This is a genomic window from Streptomyces sp. AHA2 (genome assembly GCF_036857595.1).
In the GTDB taxonomy this organism is placed as follows: Bacteria; Actinomycetota; Actinomycetes; order Streptomycetales; family Streptomycetaceae; genus Streptomyces.
Map to the genome: position 1 here is coordinate 20,412 of NZ_JAUQWJ010000020.1, position 23,668 is coordinate 44,079.

At 73.5% G+C, this 23,668-nt stretch carries 21 protein-coding genes and 1 pseudogene; 12 read left to right on the top strand and 10 right to left on the bottom strand.

Translation table 11 applies throughout. From position 1 onward, the window contains the following. Positions 1-7 precede the first annotated feature (7 nt). The gene (locus tag Q5694_RS28725; RefSeq protein ID WP_333936338.1) at positions 8-451 is read left to right on the top strand and encodes a type II toxin-antitoxin system PemK/MazF family toxin; all 444 of its coding nucleotides are present in this window, start codon (positions 8-10) and stop codon (positions 449-451) included. Here the strand turns inward: Q5694_RS28725 and Q5694_RS28730 are convergent. Then, positions 414-1,249, bottom strand: a pseudogene (locus Q5694_RS28730) (TIGR02452 family protein). The gene Q5694_RS28725 and the pseudogene Q5694_RS28730 sit on opposite strands and share 38 nt — an antisense overlap. Before the next feature lie 289 nt (positions 1,250-1,538). On the opposite strand from Q5694_RS28730, the gene egtA reads away from it, so the two are divergent. The 5 genes from egtA to Q5694_RS28755 all read left to right on the top strand — a co-directional run bounded on the left by egtA (position 1,539) and on the right by Q5694_RS28755 (position 6,260). Continuing rightward, positions 1,539-2,840: an ergothioneine biosynthesis glutamate--cysteine ligase EgtA gene (gene egtA, locus Q5694_RS28735; protein WP_333936339.1), complete on the top strand. Its 1,302-nt coding sequence runs from the start codon at positions 1,539-1,541 to the stop codon at positions 2,838-2,840. After that, a complete protein-coding gene (gene egtB / locus Q5694_RS28740) occupies positions 2,837-4,183 on the top strand; it encodes an ergothioneine biosynthesis protein EgtB (RefSeq protein ID WP_333936340.1) in 1,347 nt (448 codons plus the stop codon). Before egtA ends, egtB begins: the two co-directional genes overlap by 4 nt. After that, a complete protein-coding gene (gene egtC, locus Q5694_RS28745; RefSeq protein ID WP_333936341.1) occupies positions 4,183-4,971 on the top strand; it encodes an ergothioneine biosynthesis protein EgtC in 789 nt (262 codons plus the stop codon). Before egtB ends, egtC begins: the two co-directional genes overlap by 1 nt. Further along, positions 4,968-5,930, top strand: coding sequence for an L-histidine N(alpha)-methyltransferase (gene egtD / locus Q5694_RS28750; RefSeq protein WP_333936342.1), 963 nt, complete (start codon positions 4,968-4,970; stop codon positions 5,928-5,930). Before egtC ends, egtD begins: the two co-directional genes overlap by 4 nt. A gap of 114 nt (positions 5,931-6,044) precedes the next feature. Further along, positions 6,045-6,260 (top strand): dodecin, encoded by a 216-nt coding sequence (locus tag Q5694_RS28755; RefSeq protein WP_333936343.1) that lies wholly within the window; start codon positions 6,045-6,047, stop codon positions 6,258-6,260. A gap of 107 nt (positions 6,261-6,367) precedes the next feature. On the opposite strand, the gene Q5694_RS28760 is transcribed toward Q5694_RS28755, so the two are convergent. Continuing rightward, on the bottom strand, positions 6,368-6,862 hold the full coding sequence (locus Q5694_RS28760; protein WP_333936344.1) for a phosphatase domain-containing protein: 495 nt from the start codon (positions 6,860-6,862) through the stop codon (positions 6,368-6,370). Positions 6,863-6,984: 122 nt separating this feature from the next. Here Q5694_RS28760 and rpmF point away from each other — a divergent pair, with 122 nt between their 5' ends. From rpmF to Q5694_RS28780, 4 genes are read left to right on the top strand one after another with little or no spacing between them, the layout of a single operon-like run. Beyond that, positions 6,985-7,155 (top strand): 50S ribosomal protein L32, encoded by a 171-nt coding sequence (gene rpmF, locus Q5694_RS28765; RefSeq protein ID WP_333936345.1) that lies wholly within the window; start codon positions 6,985-6,987, stop codon positions 7,153-7,155. Positions 7,156-7,158: 3 nt separating this feature from the next. After that, positions 7,159-8,316 (top strand): GTP-binding protein, encoded by a 1,158-nt coding sequence (locus Q5694_RS28770; RefSeq protein ID WP_333936346.1) that lies wholly within the window; start codon positions 7,159-7,161, stop codon positions 8,314-8,316. A gap of 51 nt (positions 8,317-8,367) precedes the next feature. Next, complete coding sequence (locus Q5694_RS28775) at positions 8,368-9,366, top strand: LLM class flavin-dependent oxidoreductase (RefSeq protein WP_333936347.1); 999 nt, start codon at positions 8,368-8,370, stop codon at positions 9,364-9,366. Between the two features lie 10 nt (positions 9,367-9,376). Then, positions 9,377-11,734, top strand: coding sequence for an excinuclease ABC subunit UvrA (locus Q5694_RS28780; RefSeq protein WP_333936348.1), 2,358 nt, complete (start codon positions 9,377-9,379; stop codon positions 11,732-11,734). 136 nt (positions 11,735-11,870) lie between these two features. Here the strand turns inward: Q5694_RS28780 and Q5694_RS28785 are convergent, their stop codons facing one another. From Q5694_RS28785 to Q5694_RS28805, 5 genes are all read right to left on the bottom strand, one after another. Further along, a complete protein-coding gene (locus tag Q5694_RS28785) occupies positions 11,871-12,680 on the bottom strand; it encodes a lysophospholipid acyltransferase family protein (RefSeq protein WP_333936349.1) in 810 nt (269 codons plus the stop codon). Then, complete coding sequence (locus Q5694_RS28790; RefSeq protein WP_333936350.1) at positions 12,680-13,447, bottom strand: GNAT family N-acetyltransferase; 768 nt, start codon at positions 13,445-13,447, stop codon at positions 12,680-12,682. The genes Q5694_RS28785 and Q5694_RS28790 overlap by 1 nt, the downstream gene beginning before the upstream one ends. A gap of 278 nt (positions 13,448-13,725) precedes the next feature. Beyond that, on the bottom strand, positions 13,726-14,472 hold the full coding sequence (locus Q5694_RS28795) for a succinate dehydrogenase/fumarate reductase iron-sulfur subunit (RefSeq protein ID WP_333936351.1): 747 nt from the start codon (positions 14,470-14,472) through the stop codon (positions 13,726-13,728). After that, a complete protein-coding gene (locus Q5694_RS28800; protein ID WP_333936352.1) occupies positions 14,469-16,418 on the bottom strand; it encodes a fumarate reductase/succinate dehydrogenase flavoprotein subunit in 1,950 nt (649 codons plus the stop codon). The genes Q5694_RS28795 and Q5694_RS28800 overlap by 4 nt, the downstream gene beginning before the upstream one ends. Before the next feature lies 1 nt (position 16,419). After that, complete coding sequence (locus Q5694_RS28805; RefSeq protein ID WP_333936415.1) at positions 16,420-17,088, bottom strand: succinate dehydrogenase; 669 nt, start codon at positions 17,086-17,088, stop codon at positions 16,420-16,422. Between the two features lie 118 nt (positions 17,089-17,206). Between Q5694_RS28805 and Q5694_RS28810 the strand changes: the two genes are divergently transcribed. After that, complete coding sequence (locus tag Q5694_RS28810) at positions 17,207-18,091, top strand: LysR family transcriptional regulator (protein ID WP_333936353.1); 885 nt, start codon at positions 17,207-17,209, stop codon at positions 18,089-18,091. 365 nt (positions 18,092-18,456) lie between these two features. On the opposite strand, the gene Q5694_RS28815 is transcribed toward Q5694_RS28810, so the two are convergent. The 3 genes from Q5694_RS28815 to Q5694_RS28825 all read right to left on the bottom strand — a co-directional run bounded on the left by Q5694_RS28815 (position 18,457) and on the right by Q5694_RS28825 (position 22,698). After that, a complete protein-coding gene (locus tag Q5694_RS28815; protein WP_333936354.1) occupies positions 18,457-20,598 on the bottom strand; it encodes a putative bifunctional diguanylate cyclase/phosphodiesterase in 2,142 nt (713 codons plus the stop codon). After that, positions 20,595-21,407, bottom strand: coding sequence for an SAM-dependent methyltransferase (locus tag Q5694_RS28820; RefSeq protein ID WP_333936355.1), 813 nt, complete (start codon positions 21,405-21,407; stop codon positions 20,595-20,597). The genes Q5694_RS28815 and Q5694_RS28820 overlap by 4 nt, the downstream gene beginning before the upstream one ends. Positions 21,408-21,738: 331 nt before the next feature. Next, the gene (locus Q5694_RS28825; protein ID WP_333936416.1) at positions 21,739-22,698 is read right to left on the bottom strand and encodes an SCO0930 family lipoprotein; all 960 of its coding nucleotides are present in this window, start codon (positions 22,696-22,698) and stop codon (positions 21,739-21,741) included. Positions 22,699-23,519: 821 nt separating this feature from the next. Here Q5694_RS28825 and Q5694_RS28830 point away from each other — a divergent pair. Then, the gene (locus Q5694_RS28830) at positions 23,520-23,651 is read left to right on the top strand and encodes a hypothetical protein (RefSeq protein WP_333936356.1); all 132 of its coding nucleotides are present in this window, start codon (positions 23,520-23,522) and stop codon (positions 23,649-23,651) included. Positions 23,652-23,668 lie beyond the last annotated feature (17 nt).

Here is a 23,668-nt window from a genome sequence, read left to right on the forward strand (position 1 = left end):
TGCCCCCGTGAGCACGCACGCCGACGACGTCCCCGGCCGCCACGGCCCTTCCGCCACCGTCCAGGCCGACCCGCGCGGGACCGGCCCGGTGCGCACGGAGTACTCCCCCGCCCACGACTGCGATCCGGACCCGGGCGAGATCGTCTGGACGTGGGTGCCGTTCGAGGAGAACGACGGCCGCGGGAAGGACCGTCCGGTCCTGGTCGTCGCCAGGGAGGCGGCGGGGACGTTCCTCGCCGTGCAGTTGTCCAGCAAGCGGCACGACGACGACCGGGAATGGGTGCCGATCGGCAGCGGCCCGTGGGACCGCTCCGGGCGGGACTCGTGGGTGGACGTCGACCGCGTGTTGCGCCTGCACGAGGCGGGCATGCGCCGCGAGGCGTGCGCCCTGGACCGCATGCGCTTCGACCTGGTCAGACGCCGCCTGCGGGAACGCTACGGCTGGAGGTGAACCGCCGCGCGAAGGCGGCCCGGACCGCGGCGCCCGGTGTGCGGTCGGGGATGCCGAGGACGACGTGGCCGAAGGTGGCCGCGAAGCGGCCGCCGGGGCCCGGGAGGCCGTGGAACGCCGCCGCCACCTGCGCCGGGTCGTTGCGGAACACGCCGCAGTTCCAGGCACCCAGGACGAGCCGCGGGTAGCCGTGGGCGGCGGCCGTCCCCAGGACGCGTTCCGCCCGCACCGCGAGGACGCGCGGCACTTCGGCCGCCCGCTGCGGCGCCGTGCGCAGCACCACGCCCGCGTTGGGCGCCGGAGAGGTCAGGAATCCGGCGGTGTACGGCTCGTCCAGCAGCCTGCCCCGGTCGTCGCGGAAGACCGGCACACCGGGTGAGTGGATGACACGGTCTGTGCAGAACGGGTCGCGGTGGGCGCGGTGGTGGTCGTGGAAGTCCGGGACCCGCAACAGGCAGGTGTACAGGGCCGAGGCCCGGCACAGCGCCTCTCCTGCGCCTGGGCGCCGTCGAGGTGGCCGCCGCCCGGGTTGCGGGCCGAGGCGAGGTTCAGCACGGCCACGGCACCGCCCAGCCGGCGGGCGGCCTCCAGGCTGCCCTCGCCGGTGACCTCGACGCGTGTCCGCGTCACAGGGGCGGCGGGCACGGGAACGGGTTCCGGTCCGTACAGACGCGTGCCCTCCTGGGCCGCCCTCACCTGCTCGGCGATCCGCACCTCGCGGCCGCCGGGCGCCCGGTAGGAGCCCGCCGCGACGATCCGCTCGGTCTCGCGTGCCACACCGCGCCGGCGCGCGCTCACGCCGCGACCCCCGTACGCGCCGTGACCGCGCGCCGCGCGGCCGTTCTTGTCGTGCTCACGCAGGCATGGTGGTCGATGCCCGAATCGCGGCGCAACGGAGTTTTTCGCGGGCGGGGAACCCCGGGGAAAGCGCCGGGGAACGCGGCACCACCGAATGTGACCGATCCCTGACGTCCCGGTTTGCCCCCTTGTGGCGAGCGGGGTGACGGTCTTGGGTGGACGAGTCGTCCGGCCCGGGCGCCGAAGTGCCCGGACCGATGGCATGGTGGAATCTCAGGAGGATCCCGACATGTCCGATTCGGTAAGTGGCTGTCCCCGGCCACGCACCTCACTGTCCGAAGCCGAGGTCGAGGCACTGGTCCGCGGCATCTGCTTCAAGACCGGCCCGCCGCGCCGCCTCGGCGTCGAGGTGGAATGGCTCGTCCACGAGCTGCGCGCCCCGCAGCTCCCCGTCACCCACGAACGACTCGCAGCGGCCCACGCGGCCGTACGGGATCTGCCCCTCCGGTCGGCGCTCACCGTCGAGCCCGGCGGCCAGCTGGAGCTCAGCTCGCCTCCCGCCGCCTCGCTGACCGAGTGCATCGACACCGTCTCCGCCGACCTCGACGCCGTCCGCGCGGTCCTGCGCCGGGACGGCCTCGCGCTCGTCGGCCTCGGCCAGGACCCGTGGCACACACCCCACCGGTTCCTGCGCGAACCGCGCTACGACGCCATGGAGGCGTGCCTGGACCGCACCGGCCCGGCCGGCCGGGACATGATGTGCAGCTCCGCCTCCGTGCAGGTGTGCGTCGACGCCGGCCACGAGGAACCCGGGCCCCTGGGTCACGTGCGGCGCTGGTGGCTGGCCCACCACCTGGGCGCGGTCCTGGTGGCGGTGTTCGCCAACTCGCCGCTCGCCGGTCACCGGCCCACCGGCTGGCGATCCACGCGCCAGCTGAACTGGACGCGGATCGGTGCCGGCCGGGCGGGCGGACCCTGTCTGGACGCCGACCCCCGCGGCGCCTGGGCCCGCCACGTCCTGGACGCTCCCGTGATGTGCGTACGCGGTGACCGGGCGCCCTGGGACGTTCCCGAAGGGCTCACCTTCCGCGAGTGGGTCCGCACCGCCGCGCCCCGCCCGCCCACCCGGGAGGACCTCGACTACCACGTCACGACGCTGTTCCCGCCGGTCAGGCCGCGCGGCCATCTGGAACTGCGCATGATCGACGCGCAGCCGGGCGACGACGGCTGGATCGTGCCGCTGGCCGTGACGGCGGCGCTGTTCGACGACCCGCAGGCCGCCGAGACCGCCTACCGGGCCGTGAAGCCGCTGGCCGAGCGCACCCTGGGGCTGGCCGCCCCGAACAATCCGCTGTGGCTGGACGCGGCCCGCTCCGGCCCGGCCGACGCGGAGCTGCGCGAGACGGCCGTCGTCTGCTTCTCGGCCGCACTGGAGGCCCTGCCCCGGATCGGCGCCTCACCCGAGGTCGTCGAGGCCGTCACGGCCTTCCTGGACCGTTACGTCGTCCTGGGCCGCTGCCCCGCCGACGATCTGCTCGACCGGCAGCGTGCCGCGGACGGCCGCGCCCACGGGAAGGACCCGCGCCCATGACCGACACCCGTCCCGCCGCCGCCCCGGACGCCCCGGCCGCGGACCCGGAGGCGCTGCGCGAGCGCGCGGTCGCCGCGCTCGTCGTGGCCCGCGACCGCACCACCCTGCTGACCAGCTGCGTCGAGGAGCCCGAACTGACCGCGCAGCACTCGCCGCTGATGTCGCCGCTGGTGTGGGACCTCGCGCACATCGGCAACCAGGAGGAGCAGTGGCTGCTGCGGGCCGTCGCCGGGCAGGAGGCGATACGCCCGGAGATCGACAGCCTCTACGACGCCTTCGAACACCCGCGGGCCGAACGGCCCAAACTGCCCCTGCTGGCGCCGGCCGAGGCCCGCACCTACGCGGCGGACGTGCGGGGCCGGGCGCTGGACGTGCTGGAGCGGGCCGCGTTCGACGGGACCCGGCTGACCGAGGCCGGGTTCGCCTTCGGGATGATCGCCCAGCACGAACAGCAGCACGACGAGACCATGCTGATCACCCATCAGCTCCGCCGGGGCCCTCAGGCGCTGACGGCACCCGACCCGGAGCCGGTGCCGCTGTTCAGCGGGCCGTCGGAGGTCCTGGTGCCCGGCGGCCCGTTCACCATGGGCACGTCCGGCGAGCCGTGGGCACTGGACAACGAACGCCCCGCGCACCGGCGCGAGGTGGCCGCCTTCCACATCGACACCACCCCGGTGACCAACGCCGCGTACCAGGCGTTCATCGCGGACGGCGGGTACGACGACCCGCGCTGGTGGACGTCCGAGGGCTGGGCGCACATCCGCGGGCACGGCATCCGCGCCCCGCTGTTCTGGCGGCGCGACGGCGGGCAGTGGCTGCGCCGCCGCTTCGGGGTCACCGAGGCCGTCCCGCCGGACGAGCCCGTGCTGCACGTGTGCTGGTACGAGGCCGACGCCTACGCGCGCTGGGCGGGACGCCGGCTGCCCACGGAGGCCGAGTGGGAGAAGGCCGCCCGCCACGACCCGGCCGGCGACCGCTCGATGCGCTACCCGTGGGGCGACGCCGACCCCGGCCCCGAGCACGCCAACCTCGGCCAGCGGCACCTGCGCCCGGCACCCGCCGGAAGCTACCCGGCCGGCGAGTCGCCGCTCGGCGTACGGCAGTTGATCGGCGACGTGTGGGAGTGGACGGCGAGCGACTTCCTGCCCTACCCCGGGTTCCGGGCGTTTCCGTACAAGGAGTACTCCGAAGTCTTCTTCGGCTCCGGGCACAAGGTGCTGCGCGGCGGTTCGTTCGCCGTGGACCCCGTGGCCTGCCGGGGCACCTTCCGCAACTGGGACTACCCGATCCGGCGGCAGATCTTCTCCGGCTTCCGCACCGCCCGCTCCGCGGAGGCCGACTGATGTGCCGTCACCTGGCCTACGTGGGACCGGCCGAGCCGCTGGGCCGGCTGCTGGTGGAGCCGCCGCACGGGCTGTACCGGCAGTCGTGGGCGCCCCGCCGCCAGCGCCACGGCACGGTCAACGCCGACGGCTTCGGGGTGGGCTGGTACGCCCAGGGCGACCCGGTGCCGGCCCGGTACCGCCGGGCCGGGCCGATCTGGGCGGACCTGTCGTTCGCGGACCTGGCCCGGGTCGTGCGGACCGAGGGGCTGCTGGCCGCGGTGCGCGACGCGACCCTGTCGGGCGCGGACGCCGAGGCCGCCGCGGCACCGTTCGCGGCGGGGACCTGGCTGTTCAGCCACAACGGGGCGGTCAAGGGCTGGCCCGGGTCGCTGGCCACCCTGTCCAGGACACTGCCGCACGAGGACCTGCTGTCCCTGGAGGCCCGCAACGACTCGGCGCTCGTGTGGGCGCTGGTGCTGGCCCGGTTGCGCAGCGGGGACGAGGAGGGCCAGTCCCTGGCCGACACCGTCCTGGAGGTCGCCGCAGCGGCCCCGGGCTCCCGGCTCAACCTGCTGATGACCAACGGCGAGACCATCACGGCGACCGCCTGGGGCGACACCCTGTGGTACCTCGCCCTGCCCGGCGGCGGCACGGTCGTGGCCTCCGAGCCGTACGACGACGATCCGCACTGGCGGGAGGTCCCCGACCGCACCCTGCTCGCGGCGAGCCGCACGGACGTGCTGCTCACGCCGCTGAAAGAGCCGGCCGACACCTTCGCGCCCACCTCCGAGGAGCCCCGCACGTGAGCCCGTTCCACCTGACCCGCACCCTGCCCGAGGACGCCACGGACGCCGCGCTGCGCGCCGACGTCCGGCGGGGCCTGACCGGCTCCCCGAAGACGCTGCCGCCCAAGTGGTTCTACGACGCCCACGGCAGCGACCTGTTCGAGGAGATCACCGCACTGCCCGAGTACTACCCGACGCGAGCCGAACGGGAGATCCTCCTCGCACGCTCCGGCGACATCGCCGCGGCGAGCGGGGCCCGCACGGTGATCGAACTGGGCTCCGGTTCCTCCGAGAAGACCCGGCACCTGCTCGACGCCCTGACGGACCTGCGCAGTTACGTGCCCGTCGATGTCAGCGAGAGTGCGCTCGCCCAGGCCGGGCGGGCGCTGGCCGCCGAGCGGCCGGGCCTGGACGTGCACGCGCTGATCGCCGACTTCACCGCGGAACTGACCCTGCCGGACACGCCGGGGCCGCGGCTGCTGGCGTTCCTCGGCGGCACGGTCGGCAACCTCCTGCCCGCCGAACGCGCCGGGTTCCTCACCTCCGTGCGGGCCCTGCTCGCGCCGGGGGACGCCCTGTTGCTCGGCACGGACCTGGTCAAGGACGAGCAGGTGCTGGTCCGGGCGTACGACGACGCGGCCGGGGTGACGGCCGCGTTCAACAAGAACGTCCTGACGGTGATCAACCGCGAGCTCGGCGCCGACTTCGACCTCGCGGGGTTCGACCACGTGGCCCGGTGGGACTCCGGGCACGAGTGGATCGAGATGCGGCTGCGGTCCCGTTCGGAGCAGACCGTGAAGGTGCCGGCGCTCGGCCTCGCCGTCGACTTCGCGGCGGGCGAGGAGATGCGGACCGAGGTGTCCGCGAAGTTCCGGCAGGAGGGCGTGCGCGCCGAACTGTCCGCGGCCGGTCTGGATCTGACCCGCTGGTGGACCGACGCCGAGGGGCGGTTCGCGCTGTCCCTGAGCACGGCCCGCTGACACCGCCGGTGCTCCGCGGCGGCGACGGCGAGGGACGACGTCTCGCGCTTCGCCGCCGCGTGGGGCACGGTGGAGTGACGCGTGACACACCCGTCACAGAAGAGGAGCAGCGGCATGTCGCACCACACCTACCGGGTCACCGAGATCGTCGGCACCTCGCACGAGGGTGTCGACCAGGCCATCCGCAACGGCATCGAGCGGGCCTCGCAGACCCTGCGCAATCTGGACTGGTTCGAGGTGACACAGGTACGCGGCCAGCTCGAGGAGGGGCAGATCGCGCACTGGCAGGTGGGCCTGAAGGTGGGCTTCCGCCTCGAGGGATCCGAGTAGGCCGGCCCGTCGGCCGCGGGCCGCGGGGGCCCCGGCCCCTTCGTGCCCTCACGGACCGTCCGGGGCCGATCGAAGCGAGGGGCGGGCCGCCGTCGGGGGCGGACGGCTCAGGTGCGGCCCTCCCGCTCCTGGGCCGCCTTCATCTCGGCGGAGCGGGCCGCCCAGTCGGCCCGCAGGACCGTGAAGCCGGCCCGCCGGGCGTCCTCGCAGACCAGTTCGTCGTCGTCGACGAGCACGCGGATCTCGCGGGTCCGTGCCAGCCGCCGCAGAGTCTGCAGCTTGGTGAACCGGGCGGGCCTGCGGTCGGTGTCCCCGCGCATGTAGAGCCGCCCCTCGGGCAGCCCCTGGGCGGCCAGCCAGTCGAGGGTGTCGTGCCGGCAGCGCTCGGGCCGCCCCGTGAGGTAGACGATCTCGCACTGGCGCACGTACTCCGCGACCAGCGCGATGCCCTCCATGAGCGGCCCGTCCTGCGGCGCCGCCGAGAAGAAGCCGTCCCAGTCCTTGGGGCGGCTCTCCAGGAAGTGCTGGCGGTGCGCGGTGTCGGCGAGGGTGTTGTCCAGGTCGAACACGGCCAGCGGGGCCTTGCTGAGGTCATCGCTCACACGCCCACCTTAGGACTCCGGCGCCGGAGGCACGCGCGGGACGACTTTTGTTAATGGGATCCATTTTCATGTAGCGTCTCGGTGGCCCGCCCGCCCGGGCGGGGGTCCCGAGGAGGAGTCCCATGGCTGTCCCCAAGCGGAAGATGTCCCGCAGCAACACCCGCCACCGCCGCGCCCGGTGGAAGGCGGCCGCTCCCACGCTGGTGCCGGTCACGGTCGACGGCGTCCGCCACCTCGTCCCGCAGCACCTCGTCAGGGCCTACGAGCGCGGCCTGCTGCGCCCCGAGGGCTGACCGGTGCCGGACACCCGACTGCCCGTCACCGTGCTCTCCGGGTTCCTCGGGGCGGGCAAGACCACCCTGCTCAACCACGTCCTGGCCAACCGCGAGGGACTGCGCGTCGCCGTCATCGTCAACGACATGAGCGAGGTCAACATCGACGCGGCCCTGGTGCGCGGCGGTGGGGCCGCCCTGTCGCGGACCGAGGAACGGCTGGTCGAGATGACCAACGGCTGCATCTGCTGCACCCTGCGCGACGACCTGCTCGAGGAGGTGGACCGGCTGGCCCGCGAGGGCCGCTTCGACCACCTCCTGGTCGAGAGTTCCGGCATCTCCGAACCGCTCCCCGTCGCCGCCACCTTCACCTTCGCACGGGACGACGGCGCCACCCTGGACGAGGTCGCCGTGCTGGACACCATGGTCACGGTGGTGGACGCGGCCGGGTTCCTGCCCGAGCTCGCGGCCGGCGACGACCTGGCCGCACGCGGCCTCGCGCCCTTCGAGGACGACGAGCGCACGGTCAGCGACCTGCTGGTCGACCAGGTCGAGTTCGCCGACGTCCTGGTGCTGAACAAGCTCGACCTGGTCGACGAGGCCACGGCCTCCCGGCTGCGCGCGGCCCTGACCCGGCTCAACCCCGGCGCCCGGCTGGTCCCCGCGACCCACGGCCGGGTCGACGTGCACGAGGTGCTCGGGGCCCGCCTGTTCGACCTGGACCGCGCCCAGCAGGCGCCGGGCTGGGTGCGGGAGCTGAACGGCGACCACGTGCCCGAGACCGAGGAGTACGGCATCTCCTCCACCGTCTTCCGCTCGCCCCGGCTGTTCCATCCCGGGCGGTTGTGGTCCTTCGTGACCGAGGACCTCGACGGCGGGGCCTTCGGTCGTGTCCTGCGGTCCAAGGGCTTCTTCACGCTGGCGAGCCGCCCGGAGGTGACGGGCCTGTGGTCGCAGGCCGGATCCGTCGCGCGCTTCGAGCCGTCCGCGGCCCGCGACACCGGCGCCCCGCACGCCCAGGAGCTGGTCTTCATCGGCACCGGCCTGGACGCCCGGGCCCTGCACCACGCCCTGACGGCGTGCCTGGCCCGGCCGGGCGAGTTCCTCGGCGGCGACGACCCCTTCCCCGCCTGGGCCACCCACGGCACCGGCGCCGCGTGCGACCACGAGCCCGCGGCGTAGCCGCCGGGCCGGGGCCGGGAATGCCGCCGGCCCGGAGGCGTTGAACACGGTGTGAGCTCCCTGATCGCCTCGGCCCGCTTCTCCGTCCTCGACCGCTCGCGCACCCGGGAGGGACACACCCACCCCGAGGCCCTGCGCGACACCGTGCGCCTCGCACAGGAGCTGGAGCGGCTCGGTTACCACCGGTTCTGGGTGTCGGAGCACCACGGGGTGCCCGGGGTCGCCGGATCCGCGCCGACCGTGCTGGCCGCGGCCGTCGCGGGCGCCACCCGGACCATCCGGGTGGGCACGGGCGGGGTGATGCTGCCCAACCACCGGCCGCTGGTCGTCGCCGAACAGTTCGGAGTGCTGGAGTCGCTGTTCCCCGGACGGATCGACATGGGACTCGGCCGCTCCGTCGGCTTCACCGACGGGGTGCGCAGGGCCCTGGGCCGCGACAAGGGCGACGCCGAGGACTTCGAGGCACAGCTGCGGGAGCTGCTCGGCTGGTTCGAGGGCACCTCCCCCACGGGGGTCCACGCCCGTCCGGCGGAGGGACTGGCCGTGCCGCCGTTCGTCCTGGCCATGGGCGAGGGCGCCGCCGTCGCCGCCCGGCTCGGACTGCCCATGGTGATCGGCGACCTGCGCCACCGGGAGAAGATGCGGCGCGGCATCGACCACTACCGTGAACACTTCCGCCCCTCCCCCTGGGCCGCGGAGCCCCACGTGGTCGTCTCCGGAACGGTCGCCGTGGCGGCGACCCCCGAGGAGGCCCGGCGGCTGCTGGTCCCGGAGGCCTGGTCGATGGCGTACTCCCGCACCCACGGCACCTTCCCTCCGCTGCCTCCCGCCGAGCGCGTCGAGGCGCTCACCATGACCGCCAAGGAGCGCGGCTTGTTCGAGTCCGGCCTGACCGGTCAGCTCGCCGGCACCGAGGAGCAGGTGGCGCACGAGCTGGAGACGGTGCTGAAGGAGACCGGCGCCCAGGAGATCCTGGTCACCACCAGCACCCACGACCGCGACGCCCTCCTGGACTCCTACCGGCGGCTGGCCGCGATCACCTCGGGCTAGAGTCGCGACCATGCACGACCCCGGCAGCCCCCACGTCCCCCACGACCCGTACGTCCGTGTGCGGGGAGCACGCGAGCACAATCTGCGGGGGGTGGACGTGGACGTCCCGCGGGACGTGCTGGCCGTGTTCACCGGCGTGTCCGGCTCGGGCAAGTCGTCGCTGGCGTTCGGCACGATCTACGCCGAGGCGCAGCGCCGCTACTTCGAGTCGGTCGCCCCGTACGCGCGCCGGCTCATCCACCAGGTGGGTGCGCCCGAGGTCGCGGAGATCACCGGTCTGCCGCCGGCCGTGTCGCTCCAGCAGCGCCGCGCGGCCCCCTCCTCGCGCTCCTCGGTCGGCACCGTCACCAACCTCTCCAACTCGCTGCGCATGCTGTTCTCCCGCGCCGGCACCTACCCGCCCGGCGCCGAGCGGCTCGACTCCGACGCGTTCTCGCCCAACACGGCCGCCGGCGCCTGCCCGGAGTGCCACGGGCTGGGGCGGGTGCACCGTACGAGCGAGGAACTGCTCGTCCCCGACCCGTCGCTGTCGATCCGCGAGGGTGCGATCGCCGCCTGGCCGGGCGCCTGGCAGGGCAAGAACCTGCGGGACGTCCTCGACGCGCTGGGGTACGACGTGGACCGGCCGTGGCGGGAGCTGCCCGAGGAGGCCCGGCGGTGGATCCTGTTCACGGACGAGCAGCCGGTGGTCACCGTGCACCCGGTGCGGGACGCCGACCGCATCCAACGCCCGTACCAGGGCACGTACACGAGCGCGCACCGGTACGTGATGAAGACCTTCTCGGACTCCAAGAGCCCGGCCCTGCGGGCGAGGGCCGAGCGGTTCCTGACCGGCGCGCCCTGCCCGGCGTGCGGCGGGAGCCGGCTGCGGCCCGAGGCGCTGGCGGTGACGTTCGGCGGCCGGACCATCGCCGAGCTGGCGGCCCTGCCCCTGGTGGAACTGGCCGCCGACCTGGACGCGAGCTCCGAGGCGGGAAAGGTCCTCACCGACGATCTGCGCTCGCGGATCACGCCCGTCGTCGAACTCGGCCTGGGCTACCTCAGCCTGGACCGGGCCACCCCGACCCTGTCCGCCGGCGAGCTGCAGCGCCTGCGCCTGGCCACACAGTTGCGCTCCGGCCTGTTCGGTGTCGTGTACGTCCTCGACGAGCCGTCGGCCGGGCTGCACCCGGCCGACACCGAGGCGCTGATCACCGTGCTGGAGCGGCTGAAGGCCTCCGGGAACTCGGTGTTCGTGGTGGAGCACCACCTGGACGTCGTGCGGAGCGCCGACTGGCTGGTCGACGTCGGGCCGCTGGCGGGCGAGCACGGGGGGCGGGTCCTGCACAGCGGTCCCGTCGAAGGTCTGGCCGCCGTGGCGGAGTCCGCGACGGCCCGCTACCTCTTCGACCGCTCGCCCTCCCCGCCCCGGCCGGTGCGCAGCCCGAACGGCCTGCTGACCGTCGGGCCGGTCACCCGGCACAACCTGCGCGGTGTGACCGCCGAGTTCCCCCTCGGCGCGTTCACCGCCGTCACCGGAGTGTCCGGCTCGGGCAAGTCCACCCTGATCGGCGAGATCACCGAGGACACCGAGGGGGTGGGCCGGCTGGTGTCGGTCGACCAGAAGCCGATCGGGCGCACCCCGCGCTCCAACCTCGCCACCTACACCGGCCTGTTCGACGTCGTGCGCAAGGTGTTCGCGGCCACCGGAGAGGCGCGGGCACGGCGGTACGGCGTCGGCCGGTTCTCCTTCAACGTCGCGGGCGGGCGCTGCGAGACCTGCCAGGGCGAGGGGTTCGTCAGCGTGGAGCTGCTGTTCCTGCCCAGCACGTACGCGCCCTGCCCGGACTGCGGCGGGGCCCGGTACAACCCCCGGACCCTCGAAGTGACCTACCGGGGGCGGAACATCGCGCAGGTGCTGGACCTGACGGTGGAGGGCGCCGCGGAGTTCTTCGCGGACACCCCGGCCGTGGCCAGGAGCCTGCGCACCCTGCTGGACGTGGGGCTGGGCTATCTGCGCCTCGGGCAGCCCGCGACCGAGCTGTCGGGCGGTGAGGCACAGCGCATCAAGCTGGCGAGCGAACTCCAGCGCGGCAGGCGCGGCCACACGCTGTACCTGCTCGACGAGCCGACGACGGGGCTGCATCCCGCCGATGTGGACGTCCTGATGCGCCAGTTGCACGGTCTGGTCGACGCCGGGAACACCGTGATCGTCGTGGAGCACGACATGTCGGTGGTCGCGGGCGCGGACTGGGTGGTCGACCTGGGCCCGGGCGGCGGCGACGCGGGCGGCCGGATCGTGGCGGCGGGCACCCCGAGGCAGGTGGCGACCGCCCCGGCCAGCCGGACGGCCCCGTACCTCTCACGCACCCTGTCGGGCACGCGCTGAGCGATCCGGCCCGGCCCGGCACGACCCCGCGCCGGGCCGGTGCGCGGACGCCGTGTGCGTCCGGCACGCGCCGCGCCGCTCCGCGGACGCCGTCACGCCCCGCTCGCCCGTACGAGCCGAGCCGGTCCTCGGCCCCCTACGCCATGAGTACCGCATGCGGCCGGGCCGGGAACGGCGCCGTGTGCTGCTGCGCCGCGCGGGCGAGCGCGCGGCGGTCGGGGACGCCGCGCGGGGGGATCGCGGGGCGCACCTCGACCTCCGCGACCAGACCGCGTGCGGTCGCCACCCGCCACACCGAGGCGAGCAGCGTGTCGTCACCGACGAACGCCGGGGCGGTGCTGGCCGTTCCGGGGTCCAGCCGGTAGGCGATCCGCACCGGCTGGACGGGGGCACCGGCGTCCAGGGCGGCCTGGAAGACGGCCCGGCGGAAAGGGCCCTGGGCCCGGCCGCACCAGGTGCTGCCCTCGGGGAAGGCCGCGACCGCGGTGCCCTCGCGCAGCGCGCCGGCGATCCGGGCCACGGTGTCCGGCAGGGCCCGCAGCCGGTCCCGGTCGATGAACAGCGTGCCGCCGCGCGCGGCCAGCGCACCGGCGACGGGCCAGTGCCGCACCTCGGTCTTGGCCAGCATCCGGGCGGGGCGGACGGCGGCGAGCAGCGGCACGTCCAGCCAGGAGATGTGGTTGGCGACCAGCAGCACTCCCCCGGCGGGAACGGGGCCGCCGGTGATCCGGACGCGCACCCCGGCGGCCCGCACGATCCACCGGCACCACCGCCGCACGGCGTTCGCCGGCACCCGGGCCCCGAGCGGTGACAGGGCGAGACCGGCCAGGAGCAGCAGGGCCACGCCGGTCAGCCGCAGCACGGCACGCGGTACGGCCCGGGCCGCCGTCGTCGTCTCCACACAGGCCCGGGGCGTGCAGGGCGCGGTGGGCAGCCAGGCGCTCATCACGCGGGGACGAGGGAGAGGAAGTGGCGCAGGTAGCGGGGGTTGACCCGGCTCATCGGCAGCAGCACGTACAGGTCGGCCACGCCGAAGTCCGGGTCGTGGGCCGGTGCGCCGCACACCCAGGCGCCGAGGCGCAGGTATCCGCGCAGCAGGGCGGGCAGTTCGACCCGGGCGGCCGGTGCGGGCCCGGGCGTCCAGGGCAGCAGCGGGCGGACGCGCAGTTCCGGTGGTGACAGGTGTCCGGCGCTGACCCGGTCCCAGGCGGCGGAGGCCAGGGTGCCGCCGTCGGCCAGCGGAACGGAGCAGCAGCCGGCGAGCCACTCGTGGCCCCGGTCGGCCATGTAGCGGGCGATGCCGGCCCAGATGAGGCCGATGACGGCGCCGTCGCGGTGGTCCGGGTGGACGCAGGAGCGGCCGACCTCGACGAGCTGCGGCCGTATGCCGTCCAGGGCCGTGAGGTCGAACTCGCCCTCGGAGTACAGCCGTCCGGCGACGGCCGCGCGCTCCGGCGGCAGCAGCCGGTAGGTGCCGACGACCTGCCCGGTGGACTCCTCGCGCACCAGCAGGTGGTCGCAGTACGCGTCGAACGCGTCGACGTCGAGGCCGGGTTGGGGGCCGGCGAGCAGCGCGCCCAGCTCCCCGGCGAAGACGTCGTGCCGCAGCCGCTGGGCGGCGCGTACGTCGTCCTCGGTGCGGGCGAGGGAGACGGTGTAGCGGGTGGGGGCCGTGGGCCGGTCGGGGCGTTCGACGGTCAGTGCGCCGGTCATGGCTTCTCCTGGTCACGGGCCGGGGGCGGCGGGCGGTGCCGCCGCTCCCTGTTGTCCCGAGGCAGGCTGACCTTCGCGTGTCGCGTGCGGGGAGAGCGGATGTGGGCTTGCTGAACGGCTCACCTCCGGCCGGTGGCGCACCTACGAGACGGGACCGGGATGAGCACCCTTCCCGGTCCCGCCCGTCCGCACTCACCGGCGAACGTTCACTGGTCCCCGTGGAGGGGGAACTGCGCGACCGGCCCGGCGCTTGCGCGTCCGGCCGCGCTGACGGCGCCCTACCGCTTCGCCTTGCGGGCGGCGCGCAGCCACTCCTTGTTCATGCTGGTGATGGACATGAGCGGGATGCCCTTAGGGCAGGCGGTGGCGCACTCCCCGGCGAGGGTGCACCCGCCGAAGCCCTCCGCGTCCATCTGCTCCACCATGTCGAGCACCCGCGTCTCCCGCTCGGGCGCCCCTTGCGGCAGCACGTTGAGATGGTTGATCTTGGCGGAGGTGAACAGCATGGCCGCGCCGTTGGGGCAGGCCGCCACGCACGCCCCGCACCCGATGCACTCGGCGTGCTCGAAGGCGAAGTCGGCGTCAGGCTTGGGTACGGGCGTGGCGTGCGCCTCGGGTGCCGAACCGGTCGGCGCGGTGATGTACCCGCCGGCCTGGATGATCCGGTCGAAGGCCGACCGGTCCACGACCAGGTCCTTGATCACCGGGAAGGCGGACGCCCGCCACGGTTCGATGTCGATGGTGTCGCCGTCCTGGAAGGACCGCATGTGCAGCTGGCAGGTGGTGGTCCGCTCGGGTCCGTGCGCGTCGCCGTTGATGACGAGCGAGCACGCGCCGCAGATGCCCTCGCGGCAGTCGTGGTCGAAGGCGACGGGGTCCTCGCCCTTGACGATGAGTTCCTCGTTGAGCGTGTCGAGCATCTCCAGGAAGGACATGTCGGGCGAGATGCCGTCCACCTCGTACGTGGACATCGTGCCGTCGGCGTCGGCGTTCTTCTGCCGCCAGACGCGCAGGGTGAGCTTCATGCGTAGCTCCGCTGGGTGGGGTGGACGTACTCGAAGACCAGGTCTTCCTTGTGCAGGACCGGTGCCTCGCCGGTGCCGGTGAACTCCCAGGCGGCCGCGTACGCGAACTCCTCGTCCCGGCGGGCGGCCTCGCCGTCCGGGGTCTGGGACTCCTCGCGGAAGTGGCCGCCGCACGACTCCTCGCGGTGCAGCGCGTCGAGGCACATCAGCTCGGCGAGTTCCAGGTAGTCGACGATGCGGTTGGCCTTCTCCAGCGACTGGTTGAACTCCTCGCCGGTGCCGGGGACCTTGATGCGCCGCCAGAACTCCTCGCGGATCTGCGGGATGCGCTCCAGGGCCTTGCGCAGGCCCGCGTCGCTGCGGGCCATGCCGCAGAACTCCCACATGAGTTCACCCAGTTCGCGGTGGAAGGAGTCGGGGGTGCGGTCGCCGTCGACGGACAGCAGCAGGTTGAGCCGGTCCTGGGTCTCGGCCAGCACCTCCTCGACGACGGGGTGTTCGTCGCCCACCTCGTCGTGGTGGGGGTTGCGGGCCAGGTAGTCGTTGATGGTCGCCGGCAGCACGAAGTAGCCGTCGGCCAGGCCCTGCATGAGGGCGGAGGCACCGAGCCGGTTGGCTCCGTGGTCGGAGAAGTTGGCCTCGCCGACGGCGAACAGCCCGGGGATCGTGGTCTGCAGGTCGTAGTCGACCCACAGTCCGCCCATCGTGTAGTGGACGGCCGGGTAGATCCGCATCGGCACGCGGTACGGATCCTCGTCGGTGATCCGCTGGTACATGTCGAAGAGGTTGCCGTACTTGGCCTCGACGGCGTTGCGGCCCATGCGCGCGATCGCGTCGGCGAAGTCGAGGTAGACACCCTGCCCGCCGGGGCCGACGCCGCGTCCCTCGTCGCAGACGTTCTTCGCGGCGCGGGAGGCGATGTCGCGCGGTACGAGGTTGCCGAAGGAGGGGTAGATGCGCTCCAGGTAGTAGTCGCGCTCGTCCTCGGGGATCTCGGCCGGGGGCCGGTCGTCGCCCTTGGCCTTCGGCACCCAGATGCGGCCGTCGTTGCGCAGTGACTCGCTCATCAGCGTCAGCTTGGACTGGTGGTCGCCGGTGCGCGGGATGCAGGTGGGGTGGATCTGCGTGAAACAGGGGTTGGCGAAGTACGCTCCGCGCCGGTGGGCCCGCCAGATCGCGGTGGCGTTGGAGTTCATGGCGTTCGTCGACAGGTAGAAGACGTTGCCGTAGCCGCCGGAGGCCAGCACCACCGCGTCCGCGAAGTAGGTGTCGATCCTCCCGGTGATCAGGTCGCGGGCCACGATGCCGCGCGCCCGCCCGTCGACGACGATCAGGTCGAGCATCTCGGTGCGCGGGTGCATCTCGACGTTGCCCGCGGCGATCTGCCGGCTGAGGGCCTGGTAGGCGCCGAGGAGGAGCTGCTGGCCGGTCTGGCCCCGGGCGTAGAAGGTGCGCGAGACCTGCACGCCGCCGAAGGAGCGGGTGTCGAGCAGTCCGCCGTACTCGCGGGCGAAGGGCACGCCCTGGGCGACGCACTGGTCGATGATCTCGACGGAGATCTGGGCGAGGCGGTGGACGTTGGACTCGCGGGCACGGAAGTCGCCGCCCTTGACGGTGTCGTAGAACAGCCGGTGGACGGAGTCGCCGTCGTTGCGGTAGTTCTTCGCGGCGTTGATGCCGCCCTGCGCGGCAATGGAGTGGGCGCGGCGGGGCGAGTCCTGGTAGCAGAACTGGACGACGTGGTAGCCCTGTTCGGCGAGGGTGGCCCCGGCGGAGCCGCCGGCGAGACCGGTGCCCACGACGATCACGGTGTGCTTGCGCCGGTTGGCCGGGTTGACCAGCTTGGCCTCGAACCGGCGCTTGTCCCACCGCTCGTGGATCGGCCCGGAGGGCGCCTTGGTGTCGACGACCGGCTCGCCGGTCGCGTAGTCCGCGTAGGAGGTCATGTCAGCTCACCACTCCGGTCATGACGGCCACGGGTACGGCGATGAAGCCGGCCGTGAGCAGCAGCGCGAGGACGTTCGCGACGGTCTTCAGGGCGCGGTCGCGGGTGCGGCTGCCGGCGCCGAGGGTCTGGGCGGCGCTCCAGAAGCCGTGCCGGACGTGCAGGCCGAGCGCGAGCATCGCGACGATGTAGACGACGTTGCCGTACCAGGTGGAGAAGGTGTCCACGACGTTCTGGTAGGGGCGGCCCGGCTGGAAGCCGGGGTGCACGGTGCCGGTCGTCAGGTCGAGGATGTGCCAGACGATGAACAGGCCCAGGATGACGCCGCCCCAGCGCATGGTGCGCGTGGCGTAGGAGGCCCGGGGCTTCTTGTGCACGTACTTCCTGGGCCGGGCCTTGATGTCGCGGCGGCTGAGCTGGTAGGCGGAGACCGCGTGCGCGACCACGGCGGCCACGAGCACGACGCGGACCAGCCACAGCGTCCATTCGTAGTGCATGAAGGGCTCGCCGACGGTGCGCAGCCAGTGCGCGTAGTGGTTGAACTCGCCCGCCCCGAAGAAGATCTTCAGGTTCCCGATCATGTGGACGACCAGGTACAGCAGCATGACCAGACCGCTGACCGCCATCACGGTCTTCTTGCCGACGGTGGAGTCCCACACGGTGCGTGCCATGGACGGCCGTCGGTCCGTCCGCGTTGCCAGAGCCATGGACAGCACGCTACGGACGCGCGGCCGATCGGTCCAAGACATGGTCCGGCTTGATTCCATAGGAGGCGGCTATCGTGGGTGGATGCAGTTCCAGCAGCTCCAGTACTTCGTGGCCGTCGCCGAGACCCGGCACTTCACGCGTGCCGCCGATCTGGTCCACGTCGCGCAGCCCTCCCTGTCGCAGCAGATCAAGGCGCTGGAGCGGGAGCTGGGCGCGGACCTGTTCCTGCGGGCGCGCGGCAACATCACGCTGACGGACGCCGGTGAGGCGCTGCTGCCGCTGGCCCGGCGCATCCTGGCCGACGCGGACACGGCCCGGCACGAGGTGCAGGAGCTGGTGCAGCTACGGCGGGGCCGGGTCCGGCTCGGGGCCACGCCGAGCCTGTGCACGGGTCTGCTCCCGGACGTGCTGCGGGCCTTCCACGACCGCTACCCCGGTATCCGGCTGCTGATCGAGGAGGGCGGCTCGCACGACCTGGTGCGGGAGCTGGCCCGCGGCGCCCTGGACCTGGCACTGGTCGTCCTGCCCCTGCCGACGCCCTCCCCCGCGCTGACCACGGTGGAGCTGCTGCGCGAGGACCTGGTGGTGGTCTCCTCACCGGACGTGGCCGGACCCGCGCGCGGCCGGCGCACCGTGCGCATCGCCGACCTGGAGGGCGAGCGCCTGGTGATGTTCCGGCACGGCTACGACCTGCGGGAGCTGACCGTGGCCGCGTGCCGGGCCGAGGGCTTCGAGCCGGACTTCGCCGTGGAGGGCGGTGAGATGGACGCGGTGCTGGGTTTTGTCCGGGCCGGGCTCGGTGCCGCCGTGGTGCCACGGATGGTGGCGGCCCGCTCCGGGGGCGGCCTGCGGGTGACCCCCCTGGCCCGCCCCGGTCTGCACCGGACGATCGCGCTCGCCCACCGCAGCGACGTGGCCCCGCCCCGGGCGGCACGGGAACTGCAGCGGATGCTGCTGGAACGCTGAGCCACGAAAGGGGCACGACCCGCCCGGCGTTGGGAAGGCGCCACCGGGCACGACCCGCCCGACGGGGGGGAAGGCGCCACCGGGCACGACCCGCCCGGCGAAGGCGGCGCTGCCGGCACGCCGGGTGTCCCGCGGCGGCCGTGCCGCGCCGGAAGGCGGGGGCGCGCGGCCCCGCGCCCCGCGTCCGGCGCGGGGGGGGGGGGGACCGCGGTGGCCCCGGCCTCACTCCTCCCGCTCCACGCCGAGAGGCGGGACTCGGCGCCAGCGCCTCCACACCCCTCGGCTCCACACCCGCTGGCTCCACGCCTCACACCCGGGGGGGCGGACCCGGGTGGCCGCACGCAGTCGCCACCCCCGCCGGGGCGTCAGCCCGTCGCGTCCACCAACGCCAGTTCGTGCAGCCGCTCCGGCGGGCCCGGGCGGGCGTAGTACCAGCCCTGGGCCGTGTCGCAGCCGAGGACGCGGAGCTGCTCGGCCTGGGCCCCCGTCTCCACGCCCTCCACCGTCACCGCGAGGTCCAGGCTGTGCGCCAGCGAGACGATCCCCTCGACGATCTTGAGGTCGACGGGGTCCGCGGGGAACTGCTGCATGCTCTGTGTGAAGGACCGGTCCAGCTTCAGGATGCTGACCGGCAGGCGACGGAGGTTGGCGAGGTTGGAGTACCCGGTCCCGAAGTCGTCCAGGGCGATGTCGACGCCCATCTCCGCCAGCCGCCGCAGCGGTTTCAGCAGGTCGTCGTCCGCCCCGATGAGGGCCGACTCGGTGACCTCCAGGCACAGCGCGTCCGGCGCGACGCCGGTGCGCTCCAGGATGTCGACGGTGTCCTGCACCAGCGCCGGGTGCGTCAGCTGGCACGGGGAGAGGTTCACATTGATCCGCAGCGGCCCGGCGTCCTCACCGCCGTGCAGTTCCCGCCACTCGCGCGCCTGCCGCACCGACTGCTCCAGCACCCAGCGTCCCAGCGGCACGATCAGACCGGTGTGCTCGGCGAGCGGGATGAACCGGTCCGGCCCGAGCACCCCGTGCTGCGGGTGCAGCCACCGCACCAGCGCCTCCGCGCCGCGCACACTGCCGTCGCCGAGGTGCACCAGCGGCTGGTACTCGATGAAGAACTCGCCGCGCTCCAGCGCCGTCGGCAGTGCCGTGGTCAGCCCGTGCCGGGTGATGACGCGGGCGTCGGCCTCCGGGTCGGCCAGCTCCCAGCGGTTGCCGCCCGCCGACTTGGCCCGGTACATGGTGATGTCCGCGCTGCGCAGCACCTCCGCCGGGCTGCGCTCGCCGGCCGGGCCCTCGACGACGCCGATGCTGCCCCGCACGGTCAGCTCACGGCCGTCGACGCTGATCGGTGCGAGGAGCGCGTTCATGATGCGCCCGGCGAGCTCGTCGACCTCGTGCTGGGTGTCGGGACCGGTGGTCAGGGCCACGAACTCGTCGCCGCCGAGCCGCGCGACCATCTCGCCGGGCGCGGTCACGCAGGACTGCAGCCGGTCGGCGACCTCGACCAGCAGCCGGTCGCCCGCGGCGTGCCCGAGGCTGTCGTTGACGGTCTTGAAGCCGTCCAGGTCGAGGTAGCACAGCCCGAACCGCTGCCCTTCCCCGGCGCCCAGTGCCTTCTCCAGGCGCTCGAAGAAGAAGGTGCGGTTGGGCAGCCCGGTCAGCGCGTCGTGGGTCGCCTCGTAGCGCAGCCGCAGGTTGAGCAGCCGCCGCTCGGTGGTGTCCTCCATGAGGGCGAGCTGGTACTGCGGGCTGCCGTCGGCGTCGCGCAGCAGGGAGACCGTCAGGTTCGTCCACAGCACCGTGCCGTCGGGGCGGTAGAACGCCTTCTCCAGGTGGTAGTGCTCCCGTTCACCGCGGACGAGTTCGTCGTAGAGCCGCCAGGTCTGCGGGGCGTCGTCGGGGTGGGTCCACTCCTTGACGCTGCGGGTGCGCAGAGCGTGCTCGGAGACACCGAACATGCGCAGCAGCGCGCCGTTGACCTGCAGGATGTTCCCGTCGAGGTCGGCGATGCCGATGCCTATGGCCGCACCCTCGAAGACGGCGCGGAACCGCGCCTCGCTCGCGTGCAGGGCCTGCGCCACCACGCCCTGCGCCTCCAGGGCCGCCTGGGCGATGGACTCCTGCTCGGCCAGCGTCCGCTCCCGCAGGGCCCGCGCGAAGCCGGCCGCCATCGCGTGCTGCAGCCGGGAGCACCGGGCTCGCAGGTCCTCCTGATCGCCGTCGCCACCGCAGTACAGCACGAGGTAGGCGTCGACGCAGTCCAGCGTGCGGCTGAGCGCCTCGGGGTCGGTGCAGTGCACGTCCACGAGGTCGGCGCCGACCCTCCGGCCCGCCTCGGCGTCGAACGCCCGGGCCCGCAGAGCCTCGCTCAACCTCCGGGCCAGCGGCAGCAGTTGCACCTCGAACTCGGTCCGGGTCGACGACGTCGAGGTGACCGGGAAGACCGCCCGGCTCCAGATCGTCGCGAACCGGCGGAGTCTGTCCTCCGGCCCGTCCGGTTCCGCGATCACGCCGTACGCCCCACGCCCGCGAACCCGGAGAACGCGTACGGATCCTCGTCCTCCGGTGCGGTGTCGGGCCGCCAGCGCGGCATCGCCACCAGTCCGGGTTCCACCATGTCGTACCCCTCGAAGAACCGCGCGATCTCCTCGCGCGAGCGCATGATCAGCGGGTTGCGGATGTCCTCGTACACGTCCACCGCGCCCCCGGCCCGCTCCGGCGGCAGCGGGATCCCCTCGTAGGAGGCGTGGGTGAGCACGAGCATGCTGCCGGGCGCGAGCGCCTCGGTCAGTTCGCGCACCGCCCCGTACGGGTCGTCCTCGTCCTCCACGAAATGCAGTATGGCAACGAGGAGCAGCGCCACTGGCCGATTCAGGTCGATCAGCCGCTCCACCTCGGCACTGCGCAGGATCTCCTGCGGCTTGAGGAGGTCCGCGGCGACGACGCCCGCGTCGTCGTTCCCCTGCAGGACCGCCCGGCTGTGCGCCACGGCCACCGGGTCGTGGTCGACGTACACCACGCGCGCCCCGGGGCGTGCGGCCTGGGCCACCTCGTGCACGTTGCCGAAGGTGGGGATGCCGGAGCCGACGTCCAGGAACTGGCCGATGCCCTCGGCGGCCGCGAAGCGCACGGCACGGCGCATGAACGCGCGGTTGGCCTGCATGATCTTGGGGAGTCCCGGCATGAACTCCATGGCCCTGCGGGCCGCTTCCCGGTCGACCTCGAAGTTGTGCGATCCGCCCAGGTAGTAGTCGTACATCCGGGAGACGCTGGGCACCGAGATGTCGATGCTCCGCGGGGCCCAGGCGGGACGCTCCATCTATCTCTCCAAGGCGTAGGCGATCCGGTGTTCGAGCAGAGGCTACTGATCGCCCGCCAATGGAGCGACCCAAAACGGAAATTGACCATCCGTTCCCGGTCACTGCCTGCGGCACGTGCCGAATTGATACCCGTCCGCATGCCCCATGAACATATGACGAAGCGTGCCCGGCGCGTTCCGGAGCGTTCGCCCCCCGGCGGCGGCGGGAAGGCGGGGGACCCGGCGGGCTGCGGTGGGGCACGGCAAAGCGGTCCGCCTCTCCGTGGGGCACGGAGAGGCGGACCGGGTCGGCGTTCCGGGTGGACGAGACGAGCGACCCCGGGGGGTTTCGCTACTTCGCCGGCGCGCCGACCGGCTTTCCGTCGGGCCGGACGGCGTACCAGGTGCCGCCCACGCCCTGGCCGTTGGTGTCGCCGGGAGCCTTGTCCCCGGCGAAGGTGTAGATCGGGGAGCAGTTGATCGTCTGCTGCTCGCCCTTGCCGTCGGCCCGGTCGAAGACCATGTAGCCCTTCTTCTGGATGCCCTTGGTGTCGGCGAAGTCGACGGGCTCCACCAGCGGCCACTTCTCCAGGCAGGCGCCCTCGCAGTTCGACACGGGCTTGGGCCAGGCCTCGTCCTTCATGAACCGGTAGACGGTCATGCCGTTCTTGTCGACGACGATCTCGCCGAGCTCGGCGTCCTTGCGGGTGGACAGGCCGGCCAGGTCGCTGGCGCCGGTCCCGCCGCCCTGCGCCTTCTTGCCGTCGGGGGCGAGGGCGTACCACTTTCCGCCCACGCCCTGGCCCTTGACGTCACCGGCGTTGACGTCCTTGGCGTAGCGGTAGGCGGGCCAGCCGCCGACCGTGAGCTGTTCGGTGCCGTCGGCGCGGGTGACCGAGCCGAGCAGCGACTTGGCGATGCCCTCGCCGGCCTCGGCGTCGTCCGCCGGAACGGGCGGCCACGTCTTGGCGCAGTCGCCGTCGCAGTTCGACTTGGGCGGCTGGTCGGCGTCCTGGTCGAAGCGGTACAGGGTGAGGCCGAGGCTGTCGGTGACGACCTTGCCGATCTCGTCGGCGGTGGAGACCGACAGCTTGCCCGCGGGGTTGGACAGGCCGGACGGGCTGGGCGCGGCGGGCTGAGGGCTCGCGCTGCCGCCCGCGCCGGCACCGACGTTTCCGTAGCCACCGGGCGCGGCCGTGGCGCCCACGTTCTGGCTGGCCGCCGGTGGGCTGTCCTGACCGCACGCCGTCGTCAGCGCCAGGACCGCCGCGGCGCTCGCCACGAGAGAGGCGCTCCGCCAGGAGGTCTTCATCGTCAACTCCCCATTATCGCAAGGGTGTTGCAGCGCCCTGCTGCGCCGCCGCACGGCCATGAATACGCACGGGGGCGTCGGAAGTGTTCAACGGGGGGCCAGAATTCTTTCCGCGATCCGCGCAGGCGCCCAGGACCGGCCGGCGGAAGTCTTCGGGAACGAGCCCTCACGCATGCCGCCCGCCCCGCACACCAGTACGCTCCTGACCCCGAACGGGGGACGCCGGATCAAACCGATGGCACACCGACGTCCTTCTTTCGGGGTAATCCCCTTGCGTCCCGGCGCGTCCCGGCGGCACAGGGCTCATGATCTTCGTCGTGCATGCATCCCTCTCGAACCAACCCGCCCTTGCCGCACGGGCCTTGGCGGTGGCGACGCTGACCTGGACGCTCGTGGGCGCGCCGGCCGGCGTGGCGGAGGCCGACGCCTGCGCGTACGCCTCGACGGGACCGGACGGCATCGAGGCGGTGGCGATCGCCGGCAGCAGGACCTGGCCGTGCCCCACACCCACCCCGCCCCCGCCTCCCCCGCCCCCGCCCACCTGCGAACCGACGCCCACGCCCACGCCTCCGCCGCCGCCCCCTCCGCCGAAGCCGACCCCCACACCGACGCCGACCCCGGACCCGCCGCCCTCGCCGGAGCCGCCGGCGCCGCCTCCCCCGCCCCCGAAGCCCACGGCGAAGCCGAAGCCGCCACCACCGCCCGCGCTCCGCCCGCAGGCACCCCCGCCCCGGCCGGCCCCGCGACCGGTACCCGCGCCACCCGCTCCCCCGGCGCCGGCCCCGTCGGCCAGCTCCGCACCGGCCCCGTCCGCGGCGCCGGTGCACTACCCGCGGTACCGCGCGGCCCCGCCACGGCCCCGGCCCGCGAACGGCGCCATGTCGCCGCTCACCTTCGTCCTGCTCGTCACGGTGCCCGCGGTGGTCGCCGTCGCCGCGCTGCGCGCGCGCTGATCCTGAACCCTGGAGGC

What these genes read in the sequence shown, in the direction of transcription:
- Q5694_RS28825 (WP_333936416.1), bottom strand. Translation starts at nt 22,698, where the DNA reads ATGAAGACCTCCTGGCGGAGCGCCTCTCTCGTGGCGAGCGCCGCGGCG.
- Q5694_RS28805 (WP_333936415.1), bottom strand. Translation starts at nt 17,088, where the DNA reads ATGGCACGCACCGTGTGGGACTCCACCGTCGGCAAGAAGACCGTGATG.
- Q5694_RS28795 (WP_333936351.1), bottom strand. Translation starts at nt 14,472, where the DNA reads ATGAAGCTCACCCTGCGCGTCTGGCGGCAGAAGAACGCCGACGCCGAC.
- egtA (WP_333936339.1), top strand. Translation starts at nt 1,539, where the DNA reads ATGTCCGATTCGGTAAGTGGCTGTCCCCGGCCACGCACCTCACTGTCC.
- Q5694_RS28780 (WP_333936348.1), top strand. Translation starts at nt 9,377, where the DNA reads ATGCACGACCCCGGCAGCCCCCACGTCCCCCACGACCCGTACGTCCGT.
- egtB (WP_333936340.1), top strand. Translation starts at nt 2,837, where the DNA reads ATGACCGACACCCGTCCCGCCGCCGCCCCGGACGCCCCGGCCGCGGAC.
- rpmF (WP_333936345.1), top strand. Translation starts at nt 6,985, where the DNA reads ATGGCTGTCCCCAAGCGGAAGATGTCCCGCAGCAACACCCGCCACCGC.
- Q5694_RS28800 (WP_333936352.1), bottom strand. Translation starts at nt 16,418, where the DNA reads ATGACCTCCTACGCGGACTACGCGACCGGCGAGCCGGTCGTCGACACC.
- Q5694_RS28810 (WP_333936353.1), top strand. Translation starts at nt 17,207, where the DNA reads ATGCAGTTCCAGCAGCTCCAGTACTTCGTGGCCGTCGCCGAGACCCGG.
- Q5694_RS28785 (WP_333936349.1), bottom strand. Translation starts at nt 12,680, where the DNA reads ATGAGCGCCTGGCTGCCCACCGCGCCCTGCACGCCCCGGGCCTGTGTG.
- Q5694_RS28820 (WP_333936355.1), bottom strand. Translation starts at nt 21,407, where the DNA reads ATGGAGCGTCCCGCCTGGGCCCCGCGGAGCATCGACATCTCGGTGCCC.
- egtC (WP_333936341.1), top strand. Translation starts at nt 4,183, where the DNA reads ATGTGCCGTCACCTGGCCTACGTGGGACCGGCCGAGCCGCTGGGCCGG.
- Q5694_RS28755 (WP_333936343.1), top strand. Translation starts at nt 6,045, where the DNA reads ATGTCGCACCACACCTACCGGGTCACCGAGATCGTCGGCACCTCGCAC.
- Q5694_RS28790 (WP_333936350.1), bottom strand. Translation starts at nt 13,447, where the DNA reads ATGACCGGCGCACTGACCGTCGAACGCCCCGACCGGCCCACGGCCCCC.